The following is a 19,169-nucleotide window of genomic DNA, read 5'->3' as shown; positions in this document are numbered from 1 at the left end:
TCTATCTGATCATGGTCCGCAGAGCCTGCATCGGCGCACCCGTGCCATATGACTGGCGACTCCACAATTTCAATAATCAGGAGCGTCCCATGTCCGAGGACAGCCGTTTCATCATCCGTGATCGCAACTGGCACCCCAAAGCCTTCACCCCCGACTACAAGACTTCCATCGCCCGTTCGCCACGCCAGGCGCTGGTGAGCATTCCGCAATCGATTTCGGAAACCAGCGGGCCGGACTTCAGCCACCTGAAGATGGGCCAGCACGACAACGACCTGCTGCTCAATTTCAACAACGGCGGCCTGCCCATCGGCGAGCGCATCCTGGTGTGCGGGCGGGTGATGGATCAGTACGGCAAGCCAATCCCGCATACCTTCGTGGAAATGTGGCAGGCCAACGCTGGCGGCCGCTACCGCCACAAGAACGACCGCTATCTGGCGCCACTGGACCCGAACTTCGGCGGCGTAGGCCGTACGCTGACCGACAGTGAAGGCCATTACAGCTTTCGCACCGTCAAGCCCGGCCCTTACCCGTGGCGCAACGGCCCCAATGACTGGCGCCCGGCGCACATTCACTTCTCCATCAGTGGCCCGTCGATCTCGACCAAACTGATCACCCAGCTGTATTTCGAAGGGGATCCGCTGATCCCGCTGTGCCCGATCGTCAAGGCCATCGCCAACCCGGACGCGGTACAGACGCTGATCGCCAAACTCGACATGAGCATGGCCAACCCCATGGACTGCCTGGCCTATCGCTTCGATATCGTGCTGCGCGGCCAGCGCAAGACCCACTTCGAGAATTGCTGAGGAGCCCGCCATGCCTGTCGAACTCTTGCCCGAAACCGCTTCGCAAACCGCCGGCCCCTACGTGCACATCGGCCTGGCCCTGGCCGCCGCCGGCAACCCGACCCGTGACCAGGAAATCTGGAACCAGATGGCCAAGCCCGGTGCGCCGGGCGAGCACATCACCCTGGCCGGTCATGTCTACGACGGCAACGGCCACCTGGTGCGCGATGCCTTCCTGGAACTCTGGCAGGCCGATCACCAGGGCCGTTACGACGCCGACTACGACCTCGACAAACCCTTCAATGGCTTCGGCCGTACCGCCACCACTTTCGATGCCGGCAGCGAGTGGACGGTACAGACGATCAAACCGGGTGTGGTGAACAACGCCGCCGGTGTGCCGATGGCACCGCACATCAACGTCGCGCTATTCGCCCGTGGCATCAACATCCACCTGCACACGCGCCTGTATTTCGAGGATGAAGCCGAGGCCAACGGCAAGGATCCGGTGCTCGCCCTGATCGAGCAGCCGTCGCGCCGCGAGACCCTGATCGCCAGGCGCTGCGAGGTTGACGGCAAGCCGGCCTACCGATTTGATATCCGCATTCAGGGGGACGGCGAAACGGTGTTTTTTGATTTCTGACAGAGCACTGGATGCGCCCGTCGAGCAGATCGCCGCGCGCATCCAGCAAGGTTTCACCGCGGCGCTCGAGGCCCGTGGCTTTCGCGCCGACAGTCAGCAACAGCAAGCAATCGATACCCTGGCGCAGTGGCTGCAAGGCTGGTGCGCCGGGCGTCGTGGCTGGCTGCGCAAGCCGCTGGCTGGCGTCTACCTGTGGGGCGGGGTGGGGCGCGGCAAGAGTTTCGTGATGGACGCCTTCTTCGCGGCGACGCCATTGAGCGCCAAACGCCGTGTGCATTTCCACGCCTTTCTGCAGGAGCTGCAGCAGCGCATGCAGGCGTTCGCCGGCCAGCCCGACCCGCTGGTGCTGGCGATCCGCGCGTTGGCGAAGGATATCCGCCTGCTGTGCTTCGATGAATTCCACGTGCATGACATCGGTGATGCCATGCTCTTGCGCCGGTTGCTCGACGTGCTGGTCGAGGAGGGCGTCGGCCTGGTGATGACCTCCAATTACCCGCCAGCCGGGCTGTGCCCCAATCCGCTGTACCGCGAGCGCTTCACCCCGGCCATCGAGATGCTCGAAAAGCGTTTCACCGTGCTGGCCCTGGATGCCGGCACCGACTACCGCGAGTCGCCGGGCAATGCGCAGCAGTGGGGCGAGTACCTCTGGCCGCAGTCGGCGGGCGGCCAGGCTTATCTGGAAAACTGGTTGGCGCTGGATGAGCAGGCCCAGCGCGATCAGCTGCTGACCGTCAACCATCATCCGCTGCAGGTGCGCGCCCTGGCGCCCGGGCGCGCCTGGCTGGAGTTCGCCGAGCTATGCGGCAACGCCCACTCCACGGCGGACTTTCTCTGGCTGCTGCAGCGTTATCCGCGCCTGGCCCTGAGCGGCGTGCCGACCCTGGATTCGCAGCCCACCGATGCCTGCCAGCGGTTCATCAACCTGGTGGATATCTCGTACGATGCCGGCGCCACGCTGCTGTTGTGCAGCGAATTCAGTCTCGAACGCCTGTGCCGCGGCTCCGCCCATCAGGATTTCGTGCGAACCCGCAGCCGTCTCGGTCAATTGCACAGGCAAGAATTGCCTATGACCGAAGGCACCGGCCCAGAGGCCCGCGCCACCTGCGACAAGGAATGCTGAACCCGTGCTGCAAATCCTCCAGATCACCGCGCCGATCTTCCTGCTGATCGGCCTCGGCTACCTCGCGGCCATGGGCGGCCTGCTCAATCGCGAGCAGGTGCGCGGCATCGGCACCTTCGTGATCACCTTCGCCATGCCGGCACTGCTGATCAAGACCCTGGGCACCTCGCCGATCCAGCAGACCCTGGTGCCCGGCTACCTGCTCGCCTATGCATGCGGATCCCTGGCGGCCTTTATCGCGGCCTTCAGCGTGTCGCGCTGGGTGCGTGGTGACAACCTGTCGGGCTCGGCCATCAACGCCATGGGCATGTCGGTCTCCAACAGCGGCTTCGTTGGCTACCCCCTGGTGGCCGCCGCCATTGGCTCGCCAGCGGTATTGGGCATGGCGATGGGCATGCTGGTCGAGAACCTGCTGATGATCCCCCTGGCCCTGGTGCTGGCCGAGGCGGGCAAGCAGCAGGGGAGTGGCAGTGGCCTAGAGGTGCTGGGCGTGACCTTCGGGCGGCTGCTGAAGAACCCGGTGATCATCGGCATCGTCATTGGCCTGTGCGTTTCGCTACTGGACATCGAAATCCCGCCGCTGCTGTTCAAGCCCATCGACATGCTCGCCGGGGTATCGGCGCCGCTGGCGCTGTTCGTGATCGGCGCCAGCCTTTTCGGCATGAAAGCGCGTGGCGTGTGGCTCGATGCTGCGTGGATTGCCAGCGGCAAGCTGATCGTTCATCCGCTGGCGGTACTGTGCGCATTCATGCTGGTGCCGGATGTCGACCCGGTGATGAAGGCGGTAGGCGTGCTGTTCGCCTGCTCACCGATGATGAGCATCTTTCCGATCCTCGGCCAGCGCTTCGGCCTCGAGGACCGCTGCAGCGCGACCCTGCTGGTGGCCACCGTGCTGTCGTTCTTCACCATCAGCATGGCGTTGGTGTTTATCGGGGCGGGGCAGAGCTGAGGACGCCGACTTGCTTTTCCGTGGGAGCGGGCGGGGGGCCTGGTTCATGCCCGCGAATGCGTGCGTACGAACCAGCGGTAGGATGGGTCGGGCCGCCTAGGTGATACCCATCGGCCATTGAAGGGTTTCACCCATCCTACGGTCTACTTGCTGCAAGGTAGCGGAAGCGGCCAATTGCATAATTTGTGGGAGAGGCTTTAGCCTCGATTGTGCCCATCTAGGCGTGAAGGGCTCGGGGCTAAAGCCCCTCCTACTGGTTAAGCGCGGCTACCCAGCAGCTCCGCGCGACGTATCCAGTTCTGTCGCTGATTCTCCGAGGACGGGCGCACCGGTGAGAAGGTCTCGAGGCGGCGTGTCCTGATGCCGCAGAAGCCGAGAATGGTGCGTTTCATCTGACGGTGAGCCGGCGCGCCGTATATCCAGTGAAAGTACCAGCGCGGCGTGTCGAGGGTGACCAGCAGATCGGCTGTGCGGCCGCTGAGCAGCTTGTCCCACAGCTGGGAATCGCTGCGGTACTTGAAGGCGAAGCCGGGCAGCAGCACGCGGTCGAAAAAGCCCTTGAGCTGCGCCGGCAGACCGCCCCACCAGACCGGGTAGACGAACACCAGGTGCTGGGCCCAGTGGATCTGGCGCTGTGCCTCGAGCAGATCCGGCTCCAGCGTCTGGCTTTGGCTGTAACCCTCGTGCAGCACCGGGTCGAAGCTCATTTCGCTGAGGCGCATCTGCCGCACCACATGGCCCTCGGTGCGTGCGCCCAGGGCGTAGGCCTCGGCCAGGGAATGGCAGAGGCTGTCGCTTTTCGGCGAGCCGATGATCATCAGGATCCGCTTGCCATCCCCCTCCAGCGGGGTGGCGCCGCTTTTGGCGCTGTCAGTCATGTTGCCCGGCCTCGAGCATGGTTTCCGGGCGGACCCAGGCGTCGAACTGCTCCTCGGTCAGGTGGCCCAGCGTCAGCGCCGCTTCACGCAGAGTGGTGCCCTCGTTGTAGGCCTTCTTGGCGATTTCCGCGGCCTTGTCGTAGCCGATATGTGGGTTCAGCGCGGTAACCAGCATCAGGCCGCGTTCCAGGTGCTCGGCCATGCGCTCGGCGTCCGGTTCGAGGCCAAGTACGCAGTGCTCGCGGAAGTTGCGGCAGCCATCGGCCAGCAGGCGGATCGACTGCAGCACGTTATGGATGATCACCGGTTTGTAGACGTTCAGCTGCAGGTGCCCCTGGCTGGCGGCAAAGCCGATGGTCACGTCGTTGCCCATCACCTGGCAGGCGAGCATCGACAGCGCCTCGCACTGGGTCGGGTTGACCTTGCCGGGCATGATCGAGCTGCCCGGCTCGTTGGCCGGCAGGCGCACCTCGGCCAGGCCGCCGCGTGGGCCGGAACCGAGCAGGCGCAGGTCGTTGGCGATCTTCATCAGCGCCACGGCCAGGGTCTTCAGCGCGCCTGACAGCGCCGTGAGGGGTTCGTGGCCGGCCAGGGCGGCGAACTTGTTCGGTGCGCTCTTCAGCGGCAGGCCACTGAGGGCCGCCAGCTCCGCGGCGATCGCCTCACCGAAGCCGGGTGGCGAATTCAGGCCGGTGCCCACCGCCGTGCCGCCCTGGGCCAACTCGCAGACCCCAGGCAGCGTGGCGCGGATGGCCTGCCCGGCCATCTCCAGTTGCGCGACGAACGCCGACAGTTCCTGACCAAAGGTGATGGGCGTGGCATCCATCATGTGGGTGCGGCCGGTCTTCACCAGGCGGTTGTGGCGCGCTGCCTGGTCGGCCAGGGCTTCGGAAAGCTCGCCAATGGCCGGCAGCAGCTCGCGCTGCACGGTGCCGGCAGCGGCGATGTGCATGGCGGTGGGGAAACAGTCGTTGGAACTCTGCGCACGGTTGACGTGATCGTTGGGGTGTACCGGGCTCTTGCCGCCCCGTGGGTTGCCGGCCAGCTCGTTGGCGCGCCCGGCGATCACCTCGTTGACGTTCATGTTGCTCTGGGTGCCGCTGCCCGTCTGCCAGACCACCAGGGGGAACTGCTCGTCGTGCTGGCCGGCGATCACTTCGTCGGCGGCCTGCTCGATCAGCCGGGCAATGTCCTGGGGCAGGTCGCCGATACGGTCATTGATGCGCGCGGCGGCTTTCTTGATCAGCGCCAGGGAATGCACCACCGCCAGCGGCATGCGTTCTTCGCCGATGGCGAAGTTGATCCGCGAACGCTGGGTCTGGGCGCCCCAATAGGCGTCTGCAGGGACTTCGATGGGGCCGATGCTGTCGGTTTCGGTGCGGCTCATTGCGGGACTCTCCGTCGCTGTTCAAGCTCGTTAGGCTCTGTCGGCGGCGACATGTTCCAACTACCAGCGCGTTCTGGTCGCGCCTATCCAGCCCTGTGCGGCCTGTACCGGTACCCGTTCGCCGAGTGCATTGCGCAGCAGGCCGTGGTACTGGCCGAACCACTCCTGGGTGTCGGCATACAGCAGGCCCAGGCCCAGGCGCGGCTTGGCGATATGGGCCTGGCGTGGCGTGAAGATCAGGTCGACCTGGCCGTCGTCGGTGCCCAGCTGCCAGGGTGCCAGTGGTTCGTCCCGGCTCTGGCGGATCTGCACGGTCTGCTCGAGATGCAGCAGCGTGCCGCCGAACCACAGGGCGTTTTCGGTCAGAGCGCTGTGATCGGTCCAGCCACTGCCGAAGTTGCCGCCGATACCGCCGGGCGCAGCGAATACGGCGCGCTTCCACTGGCTGCAAAGGGGCCAGACCCCGCGGCCGAAATCCATCGAGGCGAAGCTGTGGCCATTGCTGCAGGCGTATTCCCGGTCGCCCAGGTGCACGCTCCCGGTCACTGGCAGGCCCACCTGGCGGCAGGTGGCATGAAACCCCCGGTTGCCGAATGGGACCACCAGATTTACCGACTCCAGGTGAGGCGGACGCTGGATATCCAGGGCCAGATGCAGGGGCTGGCCGCCGATATTCGGCGAGGTGGCAGTCAGCCGCACACGGCCGGGGTACTCGTTGAAGTGCAGCTGCAGGCGCGGGTGCTCGAAGGCATGGCTGCCCAGCGGGGTATCCGGCAGGTCGCAGCCGCGGGCGAGCAGGCTCAGCTGATTGAGGGTCACGTGCTGGCCAGTGCCCAGGTCGAGAAAGTACAGGGCGCCGTAGCCGACGTAGTCTAGATCGGCCTGGACCAGGGACAGCGTCCACTGCGGTGTGCTGATGCTCCAGTGGTTCCAGCGCTTGCGACGCCCCCGGTTGCCCGGCAACGAGCAGTCTACCCGCGGGTGCGATGACCAGCCGACGGCCTCGGGGTTGAGCCGCCCTTGCGCCGTGCACAGGGGAGTCGGCGGTAGTGGAACGACGGGGCTGTCCATCGGGCACGTCCATGTGTGCGTGAGAGCCGCCGAGCATGCAACTGTCCGGCGCGGGGGGCAAGTACTGGCAGTTTGGACTGCGTCGCAAAGGTGCGCCAGTAGGCATTTGCTGGCAGTGCGGCGGCCTCAGCGGCAGACTCCGAGCCTGCCTGGCCCATGCGAAAAGGCTTGAGAGGTGCGGCACGGCGGCACAAAATGCACAGCTGTCGGTCAAAGCACCTCACCCTAGTGTTCAGGAGTACCCCGATGTCCCGTATCCCCGCGCTCTGCATTGCCGCTCTGATGGCCGTCGGCAGCACCCAGGTGCTGGCCGATGCCCGCAGCCACGCAGCCGATGCCGAGCGCTTCCTGCAGCTCGCCAACGCCGACAAGCTGGCGGTTCCGGTTTACGCCCAGGTGCAACAGATGTTCGCCCAGCGTTTTGCCGAGACCAAGGCGCCAGAGAGCAAGAAGGCCGTGCTGGAAAGCTACCAGGCCAAGGCCAACGCCGAACTGGACAAGGCCGTCGGCTGGGACAAGCTCAAGCCCGACATGGTCAAGCTCTACACCAGCAACTTCAGCGAGCAGGAGCTCAAGGACCTGATCGCCTTCTATCAGTCGCCACTGGGCCAGAAAGTGCTCAAGCAGATGCCGGCGCTAACCGCGCAATCCGCGCAGATCACCCAGGCCAAACTGGAAAGTGCGGTACCTGCGGTCAACAAGTTGCTCACCGACATGGGCAGCGAACTGGGCGCCAAGAAGCCCTGATAACCAACGTGGCCGGCAGCTAGCCGGCCACGGTCCCTGCCCTGGAGCCACCGATGCCCAAGATCGACCACCTGCGTAGCGCTTTCGCCGCCCTGCAACCCGAGCACCTTGAGGTGCTGGATGAAAGCCACATGCACAGCCGTGGCCTGGAAACCCATTACAAGGCAGTGATCGTCAGCCCGCAGTTCGACGGACTCAATGCCGTCAAGCGCCATCAGAAGGTCTATGGGGCACTGGGCGAGCTGATGGGCCAGGTGCATGCGCTCGCCTTGCACACCTACACGCCCCAGGAGTGGGCCCTGCAGGGTGTGGCACCGGATTCGCCAACCTGCCGCGGTGGCAGTAAGCACGACCTTTGATTTCTGCGTGCCCCGCCTTCTGCGCAGGGGCACTCATCTGTAAACGTCCCTGGTCAGGCAGTCCCGGGTATCGCTTCGCTCAACCCAGGCTAGGTTGCAGCATCTACCACTCGACCACGATCTTGCCGAAATGGCTGCCGTTTTCCTGCAGGCGGAAGGCGTCTGCCAGCTTTTCCAGCGGGAAGCGCTGATCGAGGATCGGGCGTACGCCGGATTGCTCCAGTGCGCGGATGTAGTCCTGCTGATGGCGGCGGCTGCCGACGATCAGCCCCTGCAGGCGCACCTGCTTGGCCATCAGCACTGAGGTCGGTACCTCGCCCTGGCGCCCGGTGAGCACGCCGATCAGGGCGATATGACCGCCGACGCGCACCGCCGTGATCGATTGCGCCAGGGTGCCAGGGCCACCGACTTCGACCACCTGATCGACGCCACGGCCGTCGGTCAGCTCCAGCACCCGCTGGCCCCAATCCGGCGTCTGCCGGTAGTTGATGGTGTGCGCGGCGCCTAGTTGGCGCAGGCGCTCGAGTTTCTCGTCGGACGACGAGGTGGCGATCACCGAGGCGCCCATCATCCGGGCGATCTGCAGGGCGGCGATGGAGACGCCGCCGCTGCCCAGTACCAGTACGCTGTCACCGGCCTTGAGCCCGCCATCGACCACCAGCGCCCGCCAGGCGGTCAGCCCTGCGGTGGTGATGGTCGCCGCCTCGGCATGGCTCCAGCCGCGCGGCGCATGGGTGAAGGCGCTGGCCGCACGCACCGCGTACTGCGCCGCGAAGCCGTCGATGCCATCGCCCGGGGTGCCGGCGAAATTGCTGACCGGCGCACCGGCATCGCCGTCCGGCCACTGCGGAAAGAAGCCCGACACCACCCTGTCGCCGACCTGGAACTCTTCAACGCCTTCGCCCACAGCCTCGACCACCCCGGCACCGTCGGCCATCAGCACGCGACCATCAGCGGTTGGAATGCTGCCGTTGGCCACCAGCAGGTCATGGAAGTTCAGCGAGCTGGCGTGCAGGGCTACGCGGATCTGCCCCGGCCCGGGTTGGCCGGGGTCGGCGAGGTCGACCACCTCGATCCTGTCCAGGCTTGCGGGGGTACGAACGACAACGGCTTTCATGGGCAACTCCTCTGTGGTGTCGGCGATGTTCGATGGCGGGCAGATGCCAGCACTTCTGTTCTCGACCACCCTCGCGGTCGGGTGTTCCGGCTCCGCGCACTACACCTGGGCGGCCAAGACCAGTAAACTGCACGGCCCATTTCTCCACTGCACCGCACACCATGCCCAGGCGACGCCGTCGGGCAGTGCGATGCGTTGCCGAAGCGGCCTACATTTCGTACCCAGTCCGCCCTTTGCGAGGGCGACTACTGAAGGACATCTGCAATGACCGACAACACCATCGTCGTCGCGGCACTCTACAAATTCGTTTCCCTGCCCGATTACGAAGCGCTGCGCCAACCCCTGCTCGACACCCTGGTCGCCAACGGCATCAAGGGCACTCTTTTGCTGGCCGAAGAAGGCATCAATGGCACTGTGTCCGGCAGCCGTGAGGGCATCGACGGGCTGTTCGCCTGGTTCGCCCTCGACCCGCGCCTGGCCGACGTCGACCACAAGGAGTCCTACTGCGCCGAGCAGCCGTTCTATCGCACCAAGGTCAAGCTCAAGAAGGAGATCGTCACCCTTGGCGTGCCGGGCGTCGACCCCAACCAGCGGGTCGGCACCTACGTGGAGCCGCGGGACTGGAACGCGCTGATCAGCGACCCCGAGGTGCTGCTGATCGACACGCGCAACGATTACGAAGTGTCGATCGGCACCTTCGAAGGCGCCATCGACCCCAAGACCAAGTCCTTCCGCGAGTTTCCGGATTACATTCGCGAGCACTTCGACCCCAGCAAGCACAAGAAGGTGGCGATGTTCTGCACCGGTGGCATCCGCTGCGAAAAGGCCTCCAGCTACATGCTCACCGAAGGCTTCGAAGAGGTCTATCACCTCAAGGGCGGCATTCTCAAATACCTGGAGGAAGTGCCGCAGGAGCAGACCAAGTGGCAGGGCGACTGCTTCGTCTTCGACAACCGGGTGACCGTGCGCCACGACCTCAGTGAGGGCGACTACGACCAGTGTCACGCTTGCCGCACGCCGGTTTCGGTCGAGGATCGCGCGTCGGAATTCTTCAGCCCCGGGGTGAGCTGCCCGCATTGCTGGGACTCGCTGCCGGAGAAGACCCGCGAGGGCGCCCGCGAGCGTCAACGGCAGATCGAACTGGCGAAAGCGCGCAATCAGCCCCATCCTCTGGGTAACAATCCCCGTCAGAAAAACGAGGCCTGAGCCATGGATGCGCGCCTGCTCTACGTGATGGACCCGATGTGTTCCTGGTGCTGGGGCTTCGCGCCAGTGGTCGAGGCGCTGGCCGCCCAGGCTGCCGAGCGTGGCGTGCCCATGCAGCTGGTGCTTGGTGGTCTGCGCCGTGATCAGGTGGCCATCGACGCGGCGGCGCGAGTGCGCTACCTGGGCTACTGGCAGGCGGTCAACGCCAGCACCGGCCAGCTGTTCAATTTCGACGCCGGCATTCCCCTGGGCATGCGCTACGACACCGAGGCGGCGTGCCGTGCGGTGGTCACGGTGCGCAACCTCGATACGGCAAGCGCCTGGCCGATGGCGCAGCGCATCCAGCGGGCGTTCTACCAGCAGGGCGCCGACGTGACCCTGGCCGCCACCCTGGTGCAGCTGGCCGAGGAGGTTGGCATCCCGCGGATCGAATTCGCCGAGGCCTTCGACAGCGAGGCCCAGCACCGCGCCACCGCCGCCGACTTCACCTGGGTGCAGGACCTCGGTATCGCCGGCTTCCCGACCTTGCTGGCCGAGAAAGGCGGGCGCCTGGCGCTGCTCACCAACGGCTACCAGCCGCTCGAAGCCTTGTCGCCACTGCTCGCGCGCTGGCTGGAGCAGGCCGTCGATGGTTGATCGCCTGAGCTGGGCGGAAATCCGACGCCTGGCCCTGTGCCACAAGCGTGCGTTGATCCTCGCCAACCTGGTCGCCGTGCTGGCCACCCTGTGCAGCGTGCCGATTCCCTTGTTGCTGCCGCTGTTGGTCGACGAGGTGCTGCTCGGCGACGGCAACACCGCGCTGCGGGTGATGGACAACTTCCTGCCCGCGGCCTGGCAGGGTGCGGTCGGCTACATCCTGCTGATGCTGGGGCTGACTTTTCTGCTGCGCGGCGGCGCGTTGCTGTTCAACGTGGTGCAGGCGCGATTGTTCGCGCGGCTCTCCAAGGACATCGTCTACCGCATTCGCATCCGCCTGATCGAGCGCCTCAAGCGCATCTCCCTGGCCGAGTACGAAAGCCTCGGTGGCGGCACGGTGACCACCCACCTGGTCACCGACCTGGATACCCTGGACAAATTCATCGGCGAAACCCTCAGCCGTTTTCTCGTCGGCGTGCTGACCCTGGTCGGCACCTCGGGCATTCTGCTGTGGATGCACTGGAAGCTGGCGCTGCTGATCCTGCTGTTCAACCCGCTGGTGATCTACGCCACGGTGCAGCTGGGCAAGCGCGTCAAACACCTGAAGAAGCTCGAGAACGACAGCACCTCGCGCTTCACCCAGGCGCTGACCGAAACCCTGGACTCGATCCAGGAAGTGCGTGCCGGCAATCGCCAGGGCTATTTTCTCGGTCGCCTCGGTGGGCGCGCCAAGGAAGTGCGCGATTACGCCGTGGCCTCGCAATGGAAGACCGACGCCTCGAACCGCGCCAGCGGCCTGTTGTTCCAGTTCGGCATCGACGTGTTCCGCGCTGCGGCGATGCTCACCGTGCTGTTCTCCGACCTGTCCATCGGGCAGATGCTCGCCGTGTTCAGCTATCTGTGGTTCATGATCGGCCCGGTGGAGCAACTGCTCAACCTGCAGTACGCCTTCTATGCCGCTGGCGGCGCGCTGACCCGCATCAACGAACTATTGGCGCGACGTGACGAGCCGGACTACGTGGGCGGCGCCGACCCGTTCAAGGGCCATGAAACCGTCGGCATCGAGATTCGCGACCTGAGCTTCTCCTATGATGAGGAACCGGTGCTGACGGGGCTCAACCTGTCCATCGCGCCGGGCGAGAAGGTCGCCATCGTCGGCGCCAGCGGCGGTGGCAAGAGTACCCTGGTGCAACTGCTGCTGGGCCTCTATACGCCCCAGGCCGGGGAGATCCGCTTTGGTGGCAGCAGCCAGGAAGAGATCGGCCTGCCGGCCATTCGCGAACACGTGGCGGTGGTGCTGCAGCATCCGGCGCTGTTCAACGACACCGTGCGCGCCAACCTGTGCATGGGCCGCGAGCGCAGTGACGAGGCCTGCTGGCAGGCGCTGAGCATCGCCCAGCTGGCGCAGACCGTGCGCCAGCTGCCGCAGGGGCTGGATACCATAGTGGGACGCTCCGGCGTGCGCTTGTCCGGCGGCCAGCGTCAGCGCCTGGCCATTGCCCGCATGGTGTTAGCCGAGCCCAAGGTGGTGATCCTCGACGAGGCCACCTCGGCCCTGGACGCCGCCACCGAATACGCCCTGCACAAGGCGCTGGCGCAGTTCCTCGACGGCCGCACCACGCTGATCATCGCCCACCGCCTGAGTGCGGTGAAGCAGGCCAACCGGGTGCTGGTCTTCGATGGCGGCAGCGTTGCCGAAGACGGAGACCACCGCCAGCTGATCGCCGAGGGCGGGCTGTACGCCAAGCTCTACGGCAATCTGCAGCATTAGGCCAGGCGAGTTAGCCGCACTTGTCGGTGGCATGCGGTTGAGCGCAGCGATACCCACGATTGGCCCTGGGTATCGCTGCGCTCAACGCCGGGTTACAAAAACCTACTCGTGCGGCAGCTTGCTGCCCCATTGCTGGATCGCCTTGGTGCGCTGCACGCTGGCATTGACCGCCTTGTCGATCTCCTCGTTGTAATCATCCAGCCAGCTGCGTGAGCCGGGGATCATGTCCGCCAGGTCGCGCATGCCATTCTTCAGCGTCTGCAGGCTCTGTTGGTAACTCTGTTCCTGGCCGAGCAGGGTGCGGCCCATCAGTTTCAGGGCGGCAATATCCTGGGCGGGCGGCGCCGCCGGTGCAGCAGCAGCGGCAGGGGGCGGTGGTGGTGGCGTAGCGGCGAGTTTCAGCAGGGCGTCCTGGCGCTTCTGGTCTTCCTTGAGGGCGTTTACCTGTTTCTCCAGTTCCTCGGCATGGTGCTGCAGCGCCGCGAAGGCTTCGGGGTCGAAGGGCGGCGGCTCGTCGGCGAGCATCTTCACCACCGCAGAGGTGGCCAGGCTGGAGAGAACGATGAACAGCAGCAGGGCAAGGGCGAAGATCAGGATGCGATTGAGACGATTGGCCTTTTCCAGCTTGGCCAGGCGCTCCTCGTCGCTGCCCGGGGCCAGGTCATAGGCAGCGGGGCTTTCGGCTTCTGAAGGCGTTTCACTGCTCATGGCGGCCTCGTTCATGGGGTTTGTTGAGATGCTGTCATTCTGGCAGCGTTTTCACCGATCTGCCTGGGCATTGCCCGCATCCTGTCGGCAGATTAATCGACCGCCTCGTAAAGAAATGTTTACGGATTCGGTCGATTCAGGGGCCGCTGGTGGCGATTGGTGGCCCATCGTCCCGCCATGTATCGAAGCCTTGCCAGCGTCCGGCTGCGTAGGCGTTGCCGACGGGCAGGGCGGCCTTGTTCGCGTTCGCCACCTCGATTGTCATGGAGGCATAACGACAACGAGGACGACCCCCATGAACGCCGTGTCCAGAATCGAACAGCACAACCCCATCGGTACCGACGGTTTCGAATTCGTCGAATTCACCGCACCGACGCCCGAGGGCATCGAACAGCTGCGCCAGCTGTTCACCGCCATGGGCTTTACCGAAACCGCCAGGCACCGCAGCAAGCAGGTGTGGCTGTTCCAGCAGCACGACGTGAACTTCGTGCTCAACGGCAGCCCGACCTGGCATGTACATGCCTTCGCCGAAAAACATGGGCCCAGCGCCTGCGCCATGGCGTTCCGGGTCAAGAACGCCGCCCAGGCCGCTGCCTACGTGAAAGAGCAGGGCGCCACCCTGGTCGGCAGCCACGCCAACTTCGGCGAGCTGAACATTCCCTGCGTCGAAGGCATCGGCGGATCGTTGTTGTACCTGGTCGACCGTTATCCCAATGAGAGCGGCGAGCAGAGCATCTATGACGTGGACTTCGAATTCATCAAGGGGCGTTCGGCGGACGACAACGCCGTCGGCTTGCAATGCATCGACCACCTGACCCATAACGTCAAACGCGGGCACATGGATGTCTGGTCCGGCTTCTACGAACGCATCGCCGGCTTTCGCGAAATCCGCTATTTCGATATCGAAGGCAAGCTTACCGGCCTGGTCTCGCGGGCCATGACTGCGCCGTGCGGGAAGATCCGCATCCCCATCAACGAGTCGGCCGACGACAAGTCGCAGATCGAGGAATTCATCCGCGAGTACCACGGCGAGGGCATTCAGCACATTGCTCTGGCCACCGACGACATCTACGCCACGGTGCGCCAGCTGCAGGCCAACGGCGTGGCTTTCATGAGCACCCCGGACACCTACTACGAGAAGGTCGACCAGCGCGTGGCCGGCCACGGCGAGCCCTTGGAAGTGCTGCGTGAGCTGAACCTGCTGATCGACGGAGCGCCGGGCGACGACGGCATCCTGCTGCAGATCTTCACCAACACGGTAATCGGCCCGATCTTCTTCGAGATCATCCAGCGCAAGGGCAACCAGGGCTTTGGCGAGGGCAATTTCAAGGCGCTGTTCGAGTCCATCGAAGAAGACCAGGTGCGCCGCGGTGTGATCAGCGAGGAGTGAGGCCATGAGCCGCAAATGGATCAGCTTTCCCCTGCGTGAAGGCGAGCACTCGCGCCAGGCCCATTGCGATCTACCTGCCGACACCTACGAGCGGGAGATGGGCCGCGAGGGCTTCTTCGGCCCGGTGACGCACCTGCACCACAAGCACCCGCCTACCGGCTGGATCGACTGGCAGGGGCCGCTGCGCCCCCACGCCTTCAACTTCAACCATATTCCCAGCGAGCACGACTGCCCGCTGGAGGCGCCGCTGACTCTGCACAACGCCGATATTCGCCTGCGCGTGTGGAAGACCGCCAGCGCCATGACCCACCTAGTGCGCAACAGCGACGGCGATGAGTTGTTGTTCGTGCACGACGGCGCCGGGCACTTCCATTGCGACTTCGGCCACCTCGAATACCGCGATGGCGATTACCTGGTGATTCCCCGCGGCACCGCCTGGCGAATCGAGCCGACGGCGCCCAGCCATTTCCTGCTGGTCGAGAACACCGATGGCGCCTACCAGCTGCCGGACAAGGGCCTGCTCGGCGGCCAGGCGATCTTCGACCCGGCGGTGCTCGACCACCCCCATATCGATGACGCCTTCAAGGCCCAGCAGGATGAAAACACCTGGCAGATCCGCATCAAGCGGCAGGGCCGGATCAGCACCGTGACCTATCCCTACAACCCGCTCGATGCCGTCGGCTGGCACGGCGACAACACCGTGGTGCGGGTGAACTGGCGCGACATCCGCCCGCTGATGAGCCACCGCTACCACCTCCCGCCCTCGGTGCACACCACCTTCGTGGCCAAGGGCTTCGTGGTCTGCACCTTCACGCCACGGCCGGTTGAATCCGACCCCGGCGCGCTCAAGGTGCCGTTCTTCCACAACAACGATGACTATGACGAAGTGCTGTTCTACCACCGTGGCAACTTCTTCAGCCGCGACAACATCGAGGCCGGCATGGTCACCCTGCACCCCTGCGGCTTTCCCCATGGCCCGCACCCCAAAGCCCTGAAAAAGGCGCAGACCGACCCGGCGACCTTTGCCGAGGAAGTGGCGGTGATGATCGACACCCGCCGTGCTCTTGAGGTGACCGAGGCCGCCGCCGCGGTGGATGTCGCCGAATACGTGAACTCCTGGCGTGCGCCAGGCAAGGAGTCCTGATGAAACTGGCATCGCTGAACCAGGGCCGTGATGGCGCCCTGGTGGTGGTATCCCGCGACCTGACCCGCGCCGTGCGCGTGGCGCAGATCGCTCCCACGCTGCAGGCCGCGCTGGACGACTGGACGAGCAAGTGCCGGCAGCTGGAGGCGGTGTACCAGCGCCTCAACGACGGCCTGGAAGCGGCAGCTTTCGACTTCGATCAGCACGCCTGTCACAGCCCATTGCCGCGGGCCTATCACTGGGCCGATGGCAGTGCCTACGTCAACCATGTCGAACTGGTGCGCAAGGCGCGTGGCGCCGAGATGCCGGAGTCCTTTTGGCACGACCCGCTGATGTATCAGGGCGGCTCGGACACCTTTATCGCGCCCCATGCACCGATCCGCATGGGCGATGAAGCCTGGGGCATCGACCTGGAAGCCGAGTTGGCGGTGATCACCGACGACGTGCCCATGGGCGCCACGCCAGCCCAGGCCGCCGGACATATCCAGCTCTTGATGCTGGTCAACGACGTGTCGCTGCGCAACCTGATTCCCGGCGAGCTGGCCAAGGGCTTCGGTTTCTACCAGAGCAAGCCCTCGTCGAGCTTCTCGCCAGTGGCGGTCACCCCGGACGAGCTGGGCGACAGCTGGCGCGACGGGCGCGTGCACCGGCCGCTGGTGTCGCACATCAACGGTTCGCTGTTCGGCCAGCCGGATGCCGGCACCGACATGACCTTCGACTTCCCGACCCTGGTCGCCCATGCCGCCCGCACGCGGCCGTTGGGCAGCGGCAGCATCATCGGCTCGGGCACCGTCTCCAACTACGACCGCAGCGCCGGCTCCAGCTGCCTGGCGGAGAAGCGCATGCTCGAAGTGATCGAGCACGGTGAGGCGAAGACGCCGTTTCTCAAGTTCGGTGATCGGGTGCGCATCGAGATGTTCGATGCGGGCGGGGCGAGCATCTTCGGTGCCATCGACCAGGTGGTGGAAAGCTACGACGCCCACTGATCCGGAGGAGTGCCTCAGCTGCGGTGCGGTCGGCGCCTTCCAGCCGGATCGCAGCTGAAGCCGCTCCTACCAAGTTGTGTTTTCAGGAGTCCGCAATGCTGACGCTATACGGCTACTGGCGCTCTAGCGCCGCCTACCGGGTGCGCATCGCCCTCAACCTCAAGGGACTGGCTTACCGGCAGGTGCCGGTGCATCTGGTGCGCGATGGCGGCGAGCAGCATGGCGAGGCTTATCAGGCACTCAATCCCCAGGGCCTGGTGCCACTCCTGGTGGACGAGGAGAACGGCGGTGCGCCCATCGCCCAGTCCCTGGCGATCATCGAGTACCTGGAGGAAATCTTTCCGGTGCCGGCCATCCTGCCGGCCGACCCCGTCGAGCGTGCTCAGGTCCGCGCCCTGGCGCTGCATCTGGCCTGCGATGTACATCCGCTCAACAACCTGCGGGTGCTGCAGTACCTCGGCCGTGAGCTGGGTGTCGATGACGCGGCGAAGAACGCCTGGTACCGGCATTGGGTGGCTGCGGGCCTGGCAGCGGTGGAGCAGGGGCTGGCGGCGTATGGCGATACATTTTCCCTGGGCACGCGGCCCGGCTATCTGGAAGCCTGTTTGATCCCACAGGTGTACAATGCGCGCCGTTTCGACTGTGACCTCGATGCGTATCCACGCATCCTCGCGCTGACCGCCCGTTGTGAGGCCCTTGAAGCATTCCGGCACGCCGCGCCGGATGCCCAGCCCGACGCGCAGTAACCGCAAGTACCCAAGCCATTCCGCAAGGCCACGAGCCGGGCGGGTTCGATCCCGTCACGGTCGATCACCCACAGGTGACAGATGCCAAGCGAAATGCTCCAGACCGGCCCGCTCAAGCGCGGCCTGAAGAACCGCCATATTCAGTTGATCGCCCTGGGCGGTGCCATCGGCACCGGCCTGTTCCTGGGTTCCGCCGGGGTAATGGCCTCGGCCGGACCGTCGATGATCCTCGGCTATGCGATCGGCGGGTTCATCGCCTTTCTGATCATGCGCCAGCTTGGCGAAATGATCGTCGAAGAGCCGGTGGCAGGCTCGTTCAGCCACTTCGCCCATAGCTATTGGGGCCCGTTCGCCGGTTTCCTGTCCGGCTGGAACTACTGGGTGCTCTATGTGCTGGTGGGCATGGCCGAGCTCACGGCGGTGGGCAAGTACGTGCAGTACTGGTGGCCGGAGATCCCCACCTGGGCGACCGCGGCGGCGTTCTTCGTGCTGATCAATGCCATCAACCTGACCAACGTGCGGGTGTTCGGCGAGGCCGAGTTCTGGTTCTCGATCATCAAGGTGGTAGCGATCATGGGCATGATCCTGCTCGGTTGCTACCTGCTGTTCAGCGGCGCCGGCGGCGAGCAGGCGTCGGTCAGCAACCTGTGGAGCCATGGCGGCTTCTTCCCCAACGGGGTTTCCGGCTTGGTGATGATGATGGCCATCATCATGTTCTCCTTTGGCGGCCTTGAGCTGGTGGGCATCACCGCGGCCGAGGCAGACCAGCCGAAAACCGTGATCCCCAAGGCCATCAATCAGGTGGTCTACCGCATCCTGATCTTCTACATCGGCGCGCTGACCGTATTGCTGTCGCTGCACCCCTGGGACGATCTGGTCGCGACCCTGACCGCCGGCGGCGACTCCTATGGCAGCAGCCCCTTCGTGCAGATCTTCTCGCTGATCGGCAGCGACACCGCCGCCCACCTGCTCAACTTCGTGGTGCTCACCGCGGCGCTGTCGGTCTACAACAGCGGCGTGTACTGCAACAGCCGCATGCTCTACGGCCTGGCCGAGCAGGGTAATGCGCCGCGCTCGCTGCTCAAGGTCGACAAGCGCGGCGTGCCGGTGCTGGCAATCTTCTTCTCGGCGCTGTTCACGCTGATCTGCGTGGTGATCAATTACCTGGTGCCCAAGAGCGCGCTGGAGCTGTTGATGTCGCTGGTGGTCGCCGCCCTGGTGATCAACTGGGCGATGATCAGCCTGGCCCACATCAGGTTCCGCAAGGCCATGCAGGCAAAGGGCGTGGAGCCGTCGTTCAAGGCCTTCTGGTTCCCCTTCGCCAATTACCTGTGCCTGGCCTTCGTGCTGTTCATCCTTGGCGTGATGCTGTTCATTCCCGGTATCCGTATCTCGGTATTCGCCATCCCGTTCTGGCTGCTGTTCATCTGGGGTTGCTACCAGCTGCGCCTGCGCCGCCAGCCTCGCTAAGCCTCATCGCACACCCGCAGCGCAATGCTGCGGGTGGCATTTATGCCTAAACGTCGACTTGC

The 19,169-nt window shown here is 64.9% G+C and carries 19 protein-coding genes; 14 read left to right on the top strand and 5 right to left on the bottom strand.

The window, feature by feature from the left end; translation table 11 throughout:
- Window positions 1–89 precede the first annotated feature (89 nt).
- The 4 genes from pcaH to BM154_RS01280 are packed head-to-tail and all read left to right on the top strand — an operon-like array spanning window position 90 to window position 3,491.
- Window positions 90–803, top strand: a complete 714-nt coding sequence (gene pcaH, locus BM154_RS01295; protein WP_074879975.1) for a protocatechuate 3,4-dioxygenase subunit beta — start codon at window positions 90–92, stop codon at window positions 801–803.
- Window positions 804–813: 10 nt separating this feature from the next.
- On the top strand, window positions 814–1,422 hold the full coding sequence (gene pcaG, locus BM154_RS01290) for a protocatechuate 3,4-dioxygenase subunit alpha (RefSeq protein ID WP_074879973.1): 609 nt from the start codon (window positions 814–816) through the stop codon (window positions 1,420–1,422).
- Window positions 1,412–2,542, top strand: coding sequence for a cell division protein ZapE (zapE, locus tag BM154_RS01285; RefSeq protein ID WP_083414427.1), 1,131 nt, complete (start codon window positions 1,412–1,414; stop codon window positions 2,540–2,542). Before pcaG ends, zapE begins: the two co-directional genes overlap by 11 nt.
- A 4-nt stretch (window positions 2,543–2,546) precedes the next feature.
- The gene (locus BM154_RS01280) at window positions 2,547–3,491 is read left to right on the top strand and encodes an AEC family transporter (protein WP_074879970.1); all 945 of its coding nucleotides are present in this window, start codon (window positions 2,547–2,549) and stop codon (window positions 3,489–3,491) included.
- A gap of 257 nt (window positions 3,492–3,748) precedes the next feature.
- Here the strand turns inward: BM154_RS01280 and BM154_RS01275 are convergent, their stop codons facing one another.
- Genes BM154_RS01275 through BM154_RS01265 form a run of 3 tightly spaced genes read right to left on the bottom strand, consistent with a single transcriptional unit; the run spans window position 3,749 to window position 6,827 of the window.
- Window positions 3,749–4,369: an NAD(P)H-dependent oxidoreductase gene (locus BM154_RS01275; RefSeq protein ID WP_074879967.1), complete on the bottom strand. Its 621-nt coding sequence runs from the start codon at window positions 4,367–4,369 to the stop codon at window positions 3,749–3,751.
- Window positions 4,362–5,756 (bottom strand): class II fumarate hydratase, encoded by a 1,395-nt coding sequence (locus BM154_RS01270; protein ID WP_074879963.1) that lies wholly within the window; start codon window positions 5,754–5,756, stop codon window positions 4,362–4,364. The genes BM154_RS01275 and BM154_RS01270 overlap by 8 nt, the downstream gene beginning before the upstream one ends.
- A 60-nt stretch (window positions 5,757–5,816) precedes the next feature.
- Window positions 5,817–6,827 carry a DUF2804 domain-containing protein gene (locus BM154_RS01265; protein WP_074879960.1) on the bottom strand — a complete coding sequence of 337 codons (1,011 nt, stop codon included), beginning with the start codon at window positions 6,825–6,827 and terminating at the stop codon, window positions 5,817–5,819.
- A 246-nt stretch (window positions 6,828–7,073) separates the two neighbouring features.
- Between BM154_RS01265 and BM154_RS01260 the strand changes: the two genes are divergently transcribed.
- Together BM154_RS01260 and BM154_RS01255 are read left to right on the top strand one after the other, a co-directional pair.
- Window positions 7,074–7,574 carry a DUF2059 domain-containing protein gene (locus tag BM154_RS01260; protein ID WP_074879958.1) on the top strand — a complete coding sequence of 167 codons (501 nt, stop codon included), beginning with the start codon at window positions 7,074–7,076 and terminating at the stop codon, window positions 7,572–7,574.
- Window positions 7,575–7,627: 53 nt separating this feature from the next.
- Window positions 7,628–7,933 (top strand): BolA family protein, encoded by a 306-nt coding sequence (locus tag BM154_RS01255; RefSeq protein WP_074879955.1) that lies wholly within the window; start codon window positions 7,628–7,630, stop codon window positions 7,931–7,933.
- A gap of 103 nt (window positions 7,934–8,036) precedes the next feature.
- Here the strand turns inward: BM154_RS01255 and BM154_RS01250 are convergent, their stop codons facing one another.
- Window positions 8,037–9,050: a zinc-dependent alcohol dehydrogenase family protein gene (locus tag BM154_RS01250; RefSeq protein ID WP_074879953.1), complete on the bottom strand. Its 1,014-nt coding sequence runs from the start codon at window positions 9,048–9,050 to the stop codon at window positions 8,037–8,039.
- A 264-nt stretch (window positions 9,051–9,314) separates the two neighbouring features.
- Between BM154_RS01250 and trhO the strand changes: the two genes are divergently transcribed.
- From trhO to BM154_RS01235, 3 genes are read left to right on the top strand one after another with little or no spacing between them, the layout of a single operon-like run.
- A complete protein-coding gene (trhO, locus tag BM154_RS01245) occupies window positions 9,315–10,256 on the top strand; it encodes an oxygen-dependent tRNA uridine(34) hydroxylase TrhO (protein ID WP_074879950.1) in 942 nt (313 codons plus the stop codon).
- Between the two features lie 3 nt (window positions 10,257–10,259).
- On the top strand, window positions 10,260–10,892 hold the full coding sequence (locus BM154_RS01240) for a DsbA family protein (protein WP_074879947.1): 633 nt from the start codon (window positions 10,260–10,262) through the stop codon (window positions 10,890–10,892).
- The gene (locus tag BM154_RS01235) at window positions 10,885–12,663 is read left to right on the top strand and encodes an ABC transporter ATP-binding protein (RefSeq protein WP_074879944.1); all 1,779 of its coding nucleotides are present in this window, start codon (window positions 10,885–10,887) and stop codon (window positions 12,661–12,663) included. Before BM154_RS01240 ends, BM154_RS01235 begins: the two co-directional genes overlap by 8 nt.
- 102 nt (window positions 12,664–12,765) lie before the next feature.
- Here the strand turns inward: BM154_RS01235 and BM154_RS01230 are convergent, their stop codons facing one another.
- Window positions 12,766–13,371 (bottom strand): hypothetical protein, encoded by a 606-nt coding sequence (locus BM154_RS01230; protein WP_074879940.1) that lies wholly within the window; start codon window positions 13,369–13,371, stop codon window positions 12,766–12,768.
- Between the two features lie 295 nt (window positions 13,372–13,666).
- On the opposite strand from BM154_RS01230, the gene hppD reads away from it, so the two are divergent.
- The 5 genes from hppD (at window position 13,667) to BM154_RS01205 (ending at window position 19,107) form a co-directional block, all read left to right on the top strand.
- Window positions 13,667–14,761 carry a 4-hydroxyphenylpyruvate dioxygenase gene (gene hppD, locus BM154_RS01225; RefSeq protein ID WP_074879936.1) on the top strand — a complete coding sequence of 365 codons (1,095 nt, stop codon included), beginning with the start codon at window positions 13,667–13,669 and terminating at the stop codon, window positions 14,759–14,761.
- Window positions 14,762–14,765: 4 nt separating this feature from the next.
- Window positions 14,766–15,905, top strand: coding sequence for a homogentisate 1,2-dioxygenase (locus BM154_RS01220; protein ID WP_074879934.1), 1,140 nt, complete (start codon window positions 14,766–14,768; stop codon window positions 15,903–15,905).
- Complete coding sequence (locus BM154_RS01215) at window positions 15,905–16,891, top strand: fumarylacetoacetate hydrolase family protein (RefSeq protein WP_074879931.1); 987 nt, start codon at window positions 15,905–15,907, stop codon at window positions 16,889–16,891. Before BM154_RS01220 ends, BM154_RS01215 begins: the two co-directional genes overlap by 1 nt.
- A gap of 95 nt (window positions 16,892–16,986) precedes the next feature.
- On the top strand, window positions 16,987–17,637 hold the full coding sequence (maiA, locus tag BM154_RS01210) for a maleylacetoacetate isomerase (protein WP_074879928.1): 651 nt from the start codon (window positions 16,987–16,989) through the stop codon (window positions 17,635–17,637).
- An 81-nt stretch (window positions 17,638–17,718) separates the two neighbouring features.
- Window positions 17,719–19,107: an amino acid permease gene (locus tag BM154_RS01205; protein WP_074879925.1), complete on the top strand. Its 1,389-nt coding sequence runs from the start codon at window positions 17,719–17,721 to the stop codon at window positions 19,105–19,107.
- Window positions 19,108–19,169: the final 62 nt, after the last annotated feature.

Source organism: Phytopseudomonas argentinensis (assembly GCF_900113905.1).
GTDB classification, from domain to species: domain Bacteria; phylum Pseudomonadota; class Gammaproteobacteria; order Pseudomonadales; family Pseudomonadaceae; genus Aquipseudomonas; species Aquipseudomonas argentinensis.
Note: the sequence above shows the minus strand (reverse complement) of the source record. Positions and strands in the feature narration are given on the sequence as shown.

Bases quoted from the DNA above. Each gene is read 5' to 3' on its own strand.
- pcaH (WP_074879975.1), top strand. From the start codon at position 90: ATGTCCGAGGACAGCCGTTTCATCATCCGTGATCGCAACTGGCACCCC.
- pcaG (WP_074879973.1), top strand. From the start codon at position 814: ATGCCTGTCGAACTCTTGCCCGAAACCGCTTCGCAAACCGCCGGCCCC.
- BM154_RS01275 (WP_074879967.1), bottom strand. From the start codon at position 4,369: ATGACTGACAGCGCCAAAAGCGGCGCCACCCCGCTGGAGGGGGATGGC.
- BM154_RS01270 (WP_074879963.1), bottom strand. From the start codon at position 5,756: ATGAGCCGCACCGAAACCGACAGCATCGGCCCCATCGAAGTCCCTGCA.
- BM154_RS01265 (WP_074879960.1), bottom strand. From the start codon at position 6,827: ATGGACAGCCCCGTCGTTCCACTACCGCCGACTCCCCTGTGCACGGCG.
- BM154_RS01260 (WP_074879958.1), top strand. From the start codon at position 7,074: ATGTCCCGTATCCCCGCGCTCTGCATTGCCGCTCTGATGGCCGTCGGC.
- BM154_RS01255 (WP_074879955.1), top strand. From the start codon at position 7,628: ATGCCCAAGATCGACCACCTGCGTAGCGCTTTCGCCGCCCTGCAACCC.
- BM154_RS01250 (WP_074879953.1), bottom strand. From the start codon at position 9,050: ATGAAAGCCGTTGTCGTTCGTACCCCCGCAAGCCTGGACAGGATCGAG.
- trhO (WP_074879950.1), top strand. From the start codon at position 9,315: ATGACCGACAACACCATCGTCGTCGCGGCACTCTACAAATTCGTTTCC.
- BM154_RS01240 (WP_074879947.1), top strand. From the start codon at position 10,260: ATGGATGCGCGCCTGCTCTACGTGATGGACCCGATGTGTTCCTGGTGC.
- BM154_RS01235 (WP_074879944.1), top strand. From the start codon at position 10,885: ATGGTTGATCGCCTGAGCTGGGCGGAAATCCGACGCCTGGCCCTGTGC.
- BM154_RS01230 (WP_074879940.1), bottom strand. From the start codon at position 13,371: ATGAGCAGTGAAACGCCTTCAGAAGCCGAAAGCCCCGCTGCCTATGAC.
- hppD (WP_074879936.1), top strand. From the start codon at position 13,667: ATGAACGCCGTGTCCAGAATCGAACAGCACAACCCCATCGGTACCGAC.
- BM154_RS01220 (WP_074879934.1), top strand. From the start codon at position 14,766: ATGAGCCGCAAATGGATCAGCTTTCCCCTGCGTGAAGGCGAGCACTCG.
- BM154_RS01215 (WP_074879931.1), top strand. From the start codon at position 15,905: ATGAAACTGGCATCGCTGAACCAGGGCCGTGATGGCGCCCTGGTGGTG.
- maiA (WP_074879928.1), top strand. From the start codon at position 16,987: ATGCTGACGCTATACGGCTACTGGCGCTCTAGCGCCGCCTACCGGGTG.
- BM154_RS01205 (WP_074879925.1), top strand. From the start codon at position 17,719: ATGCCAAGCGAAATGCTCCAGACCGGCCCGCTCAAGCGCGGCCTGAAG.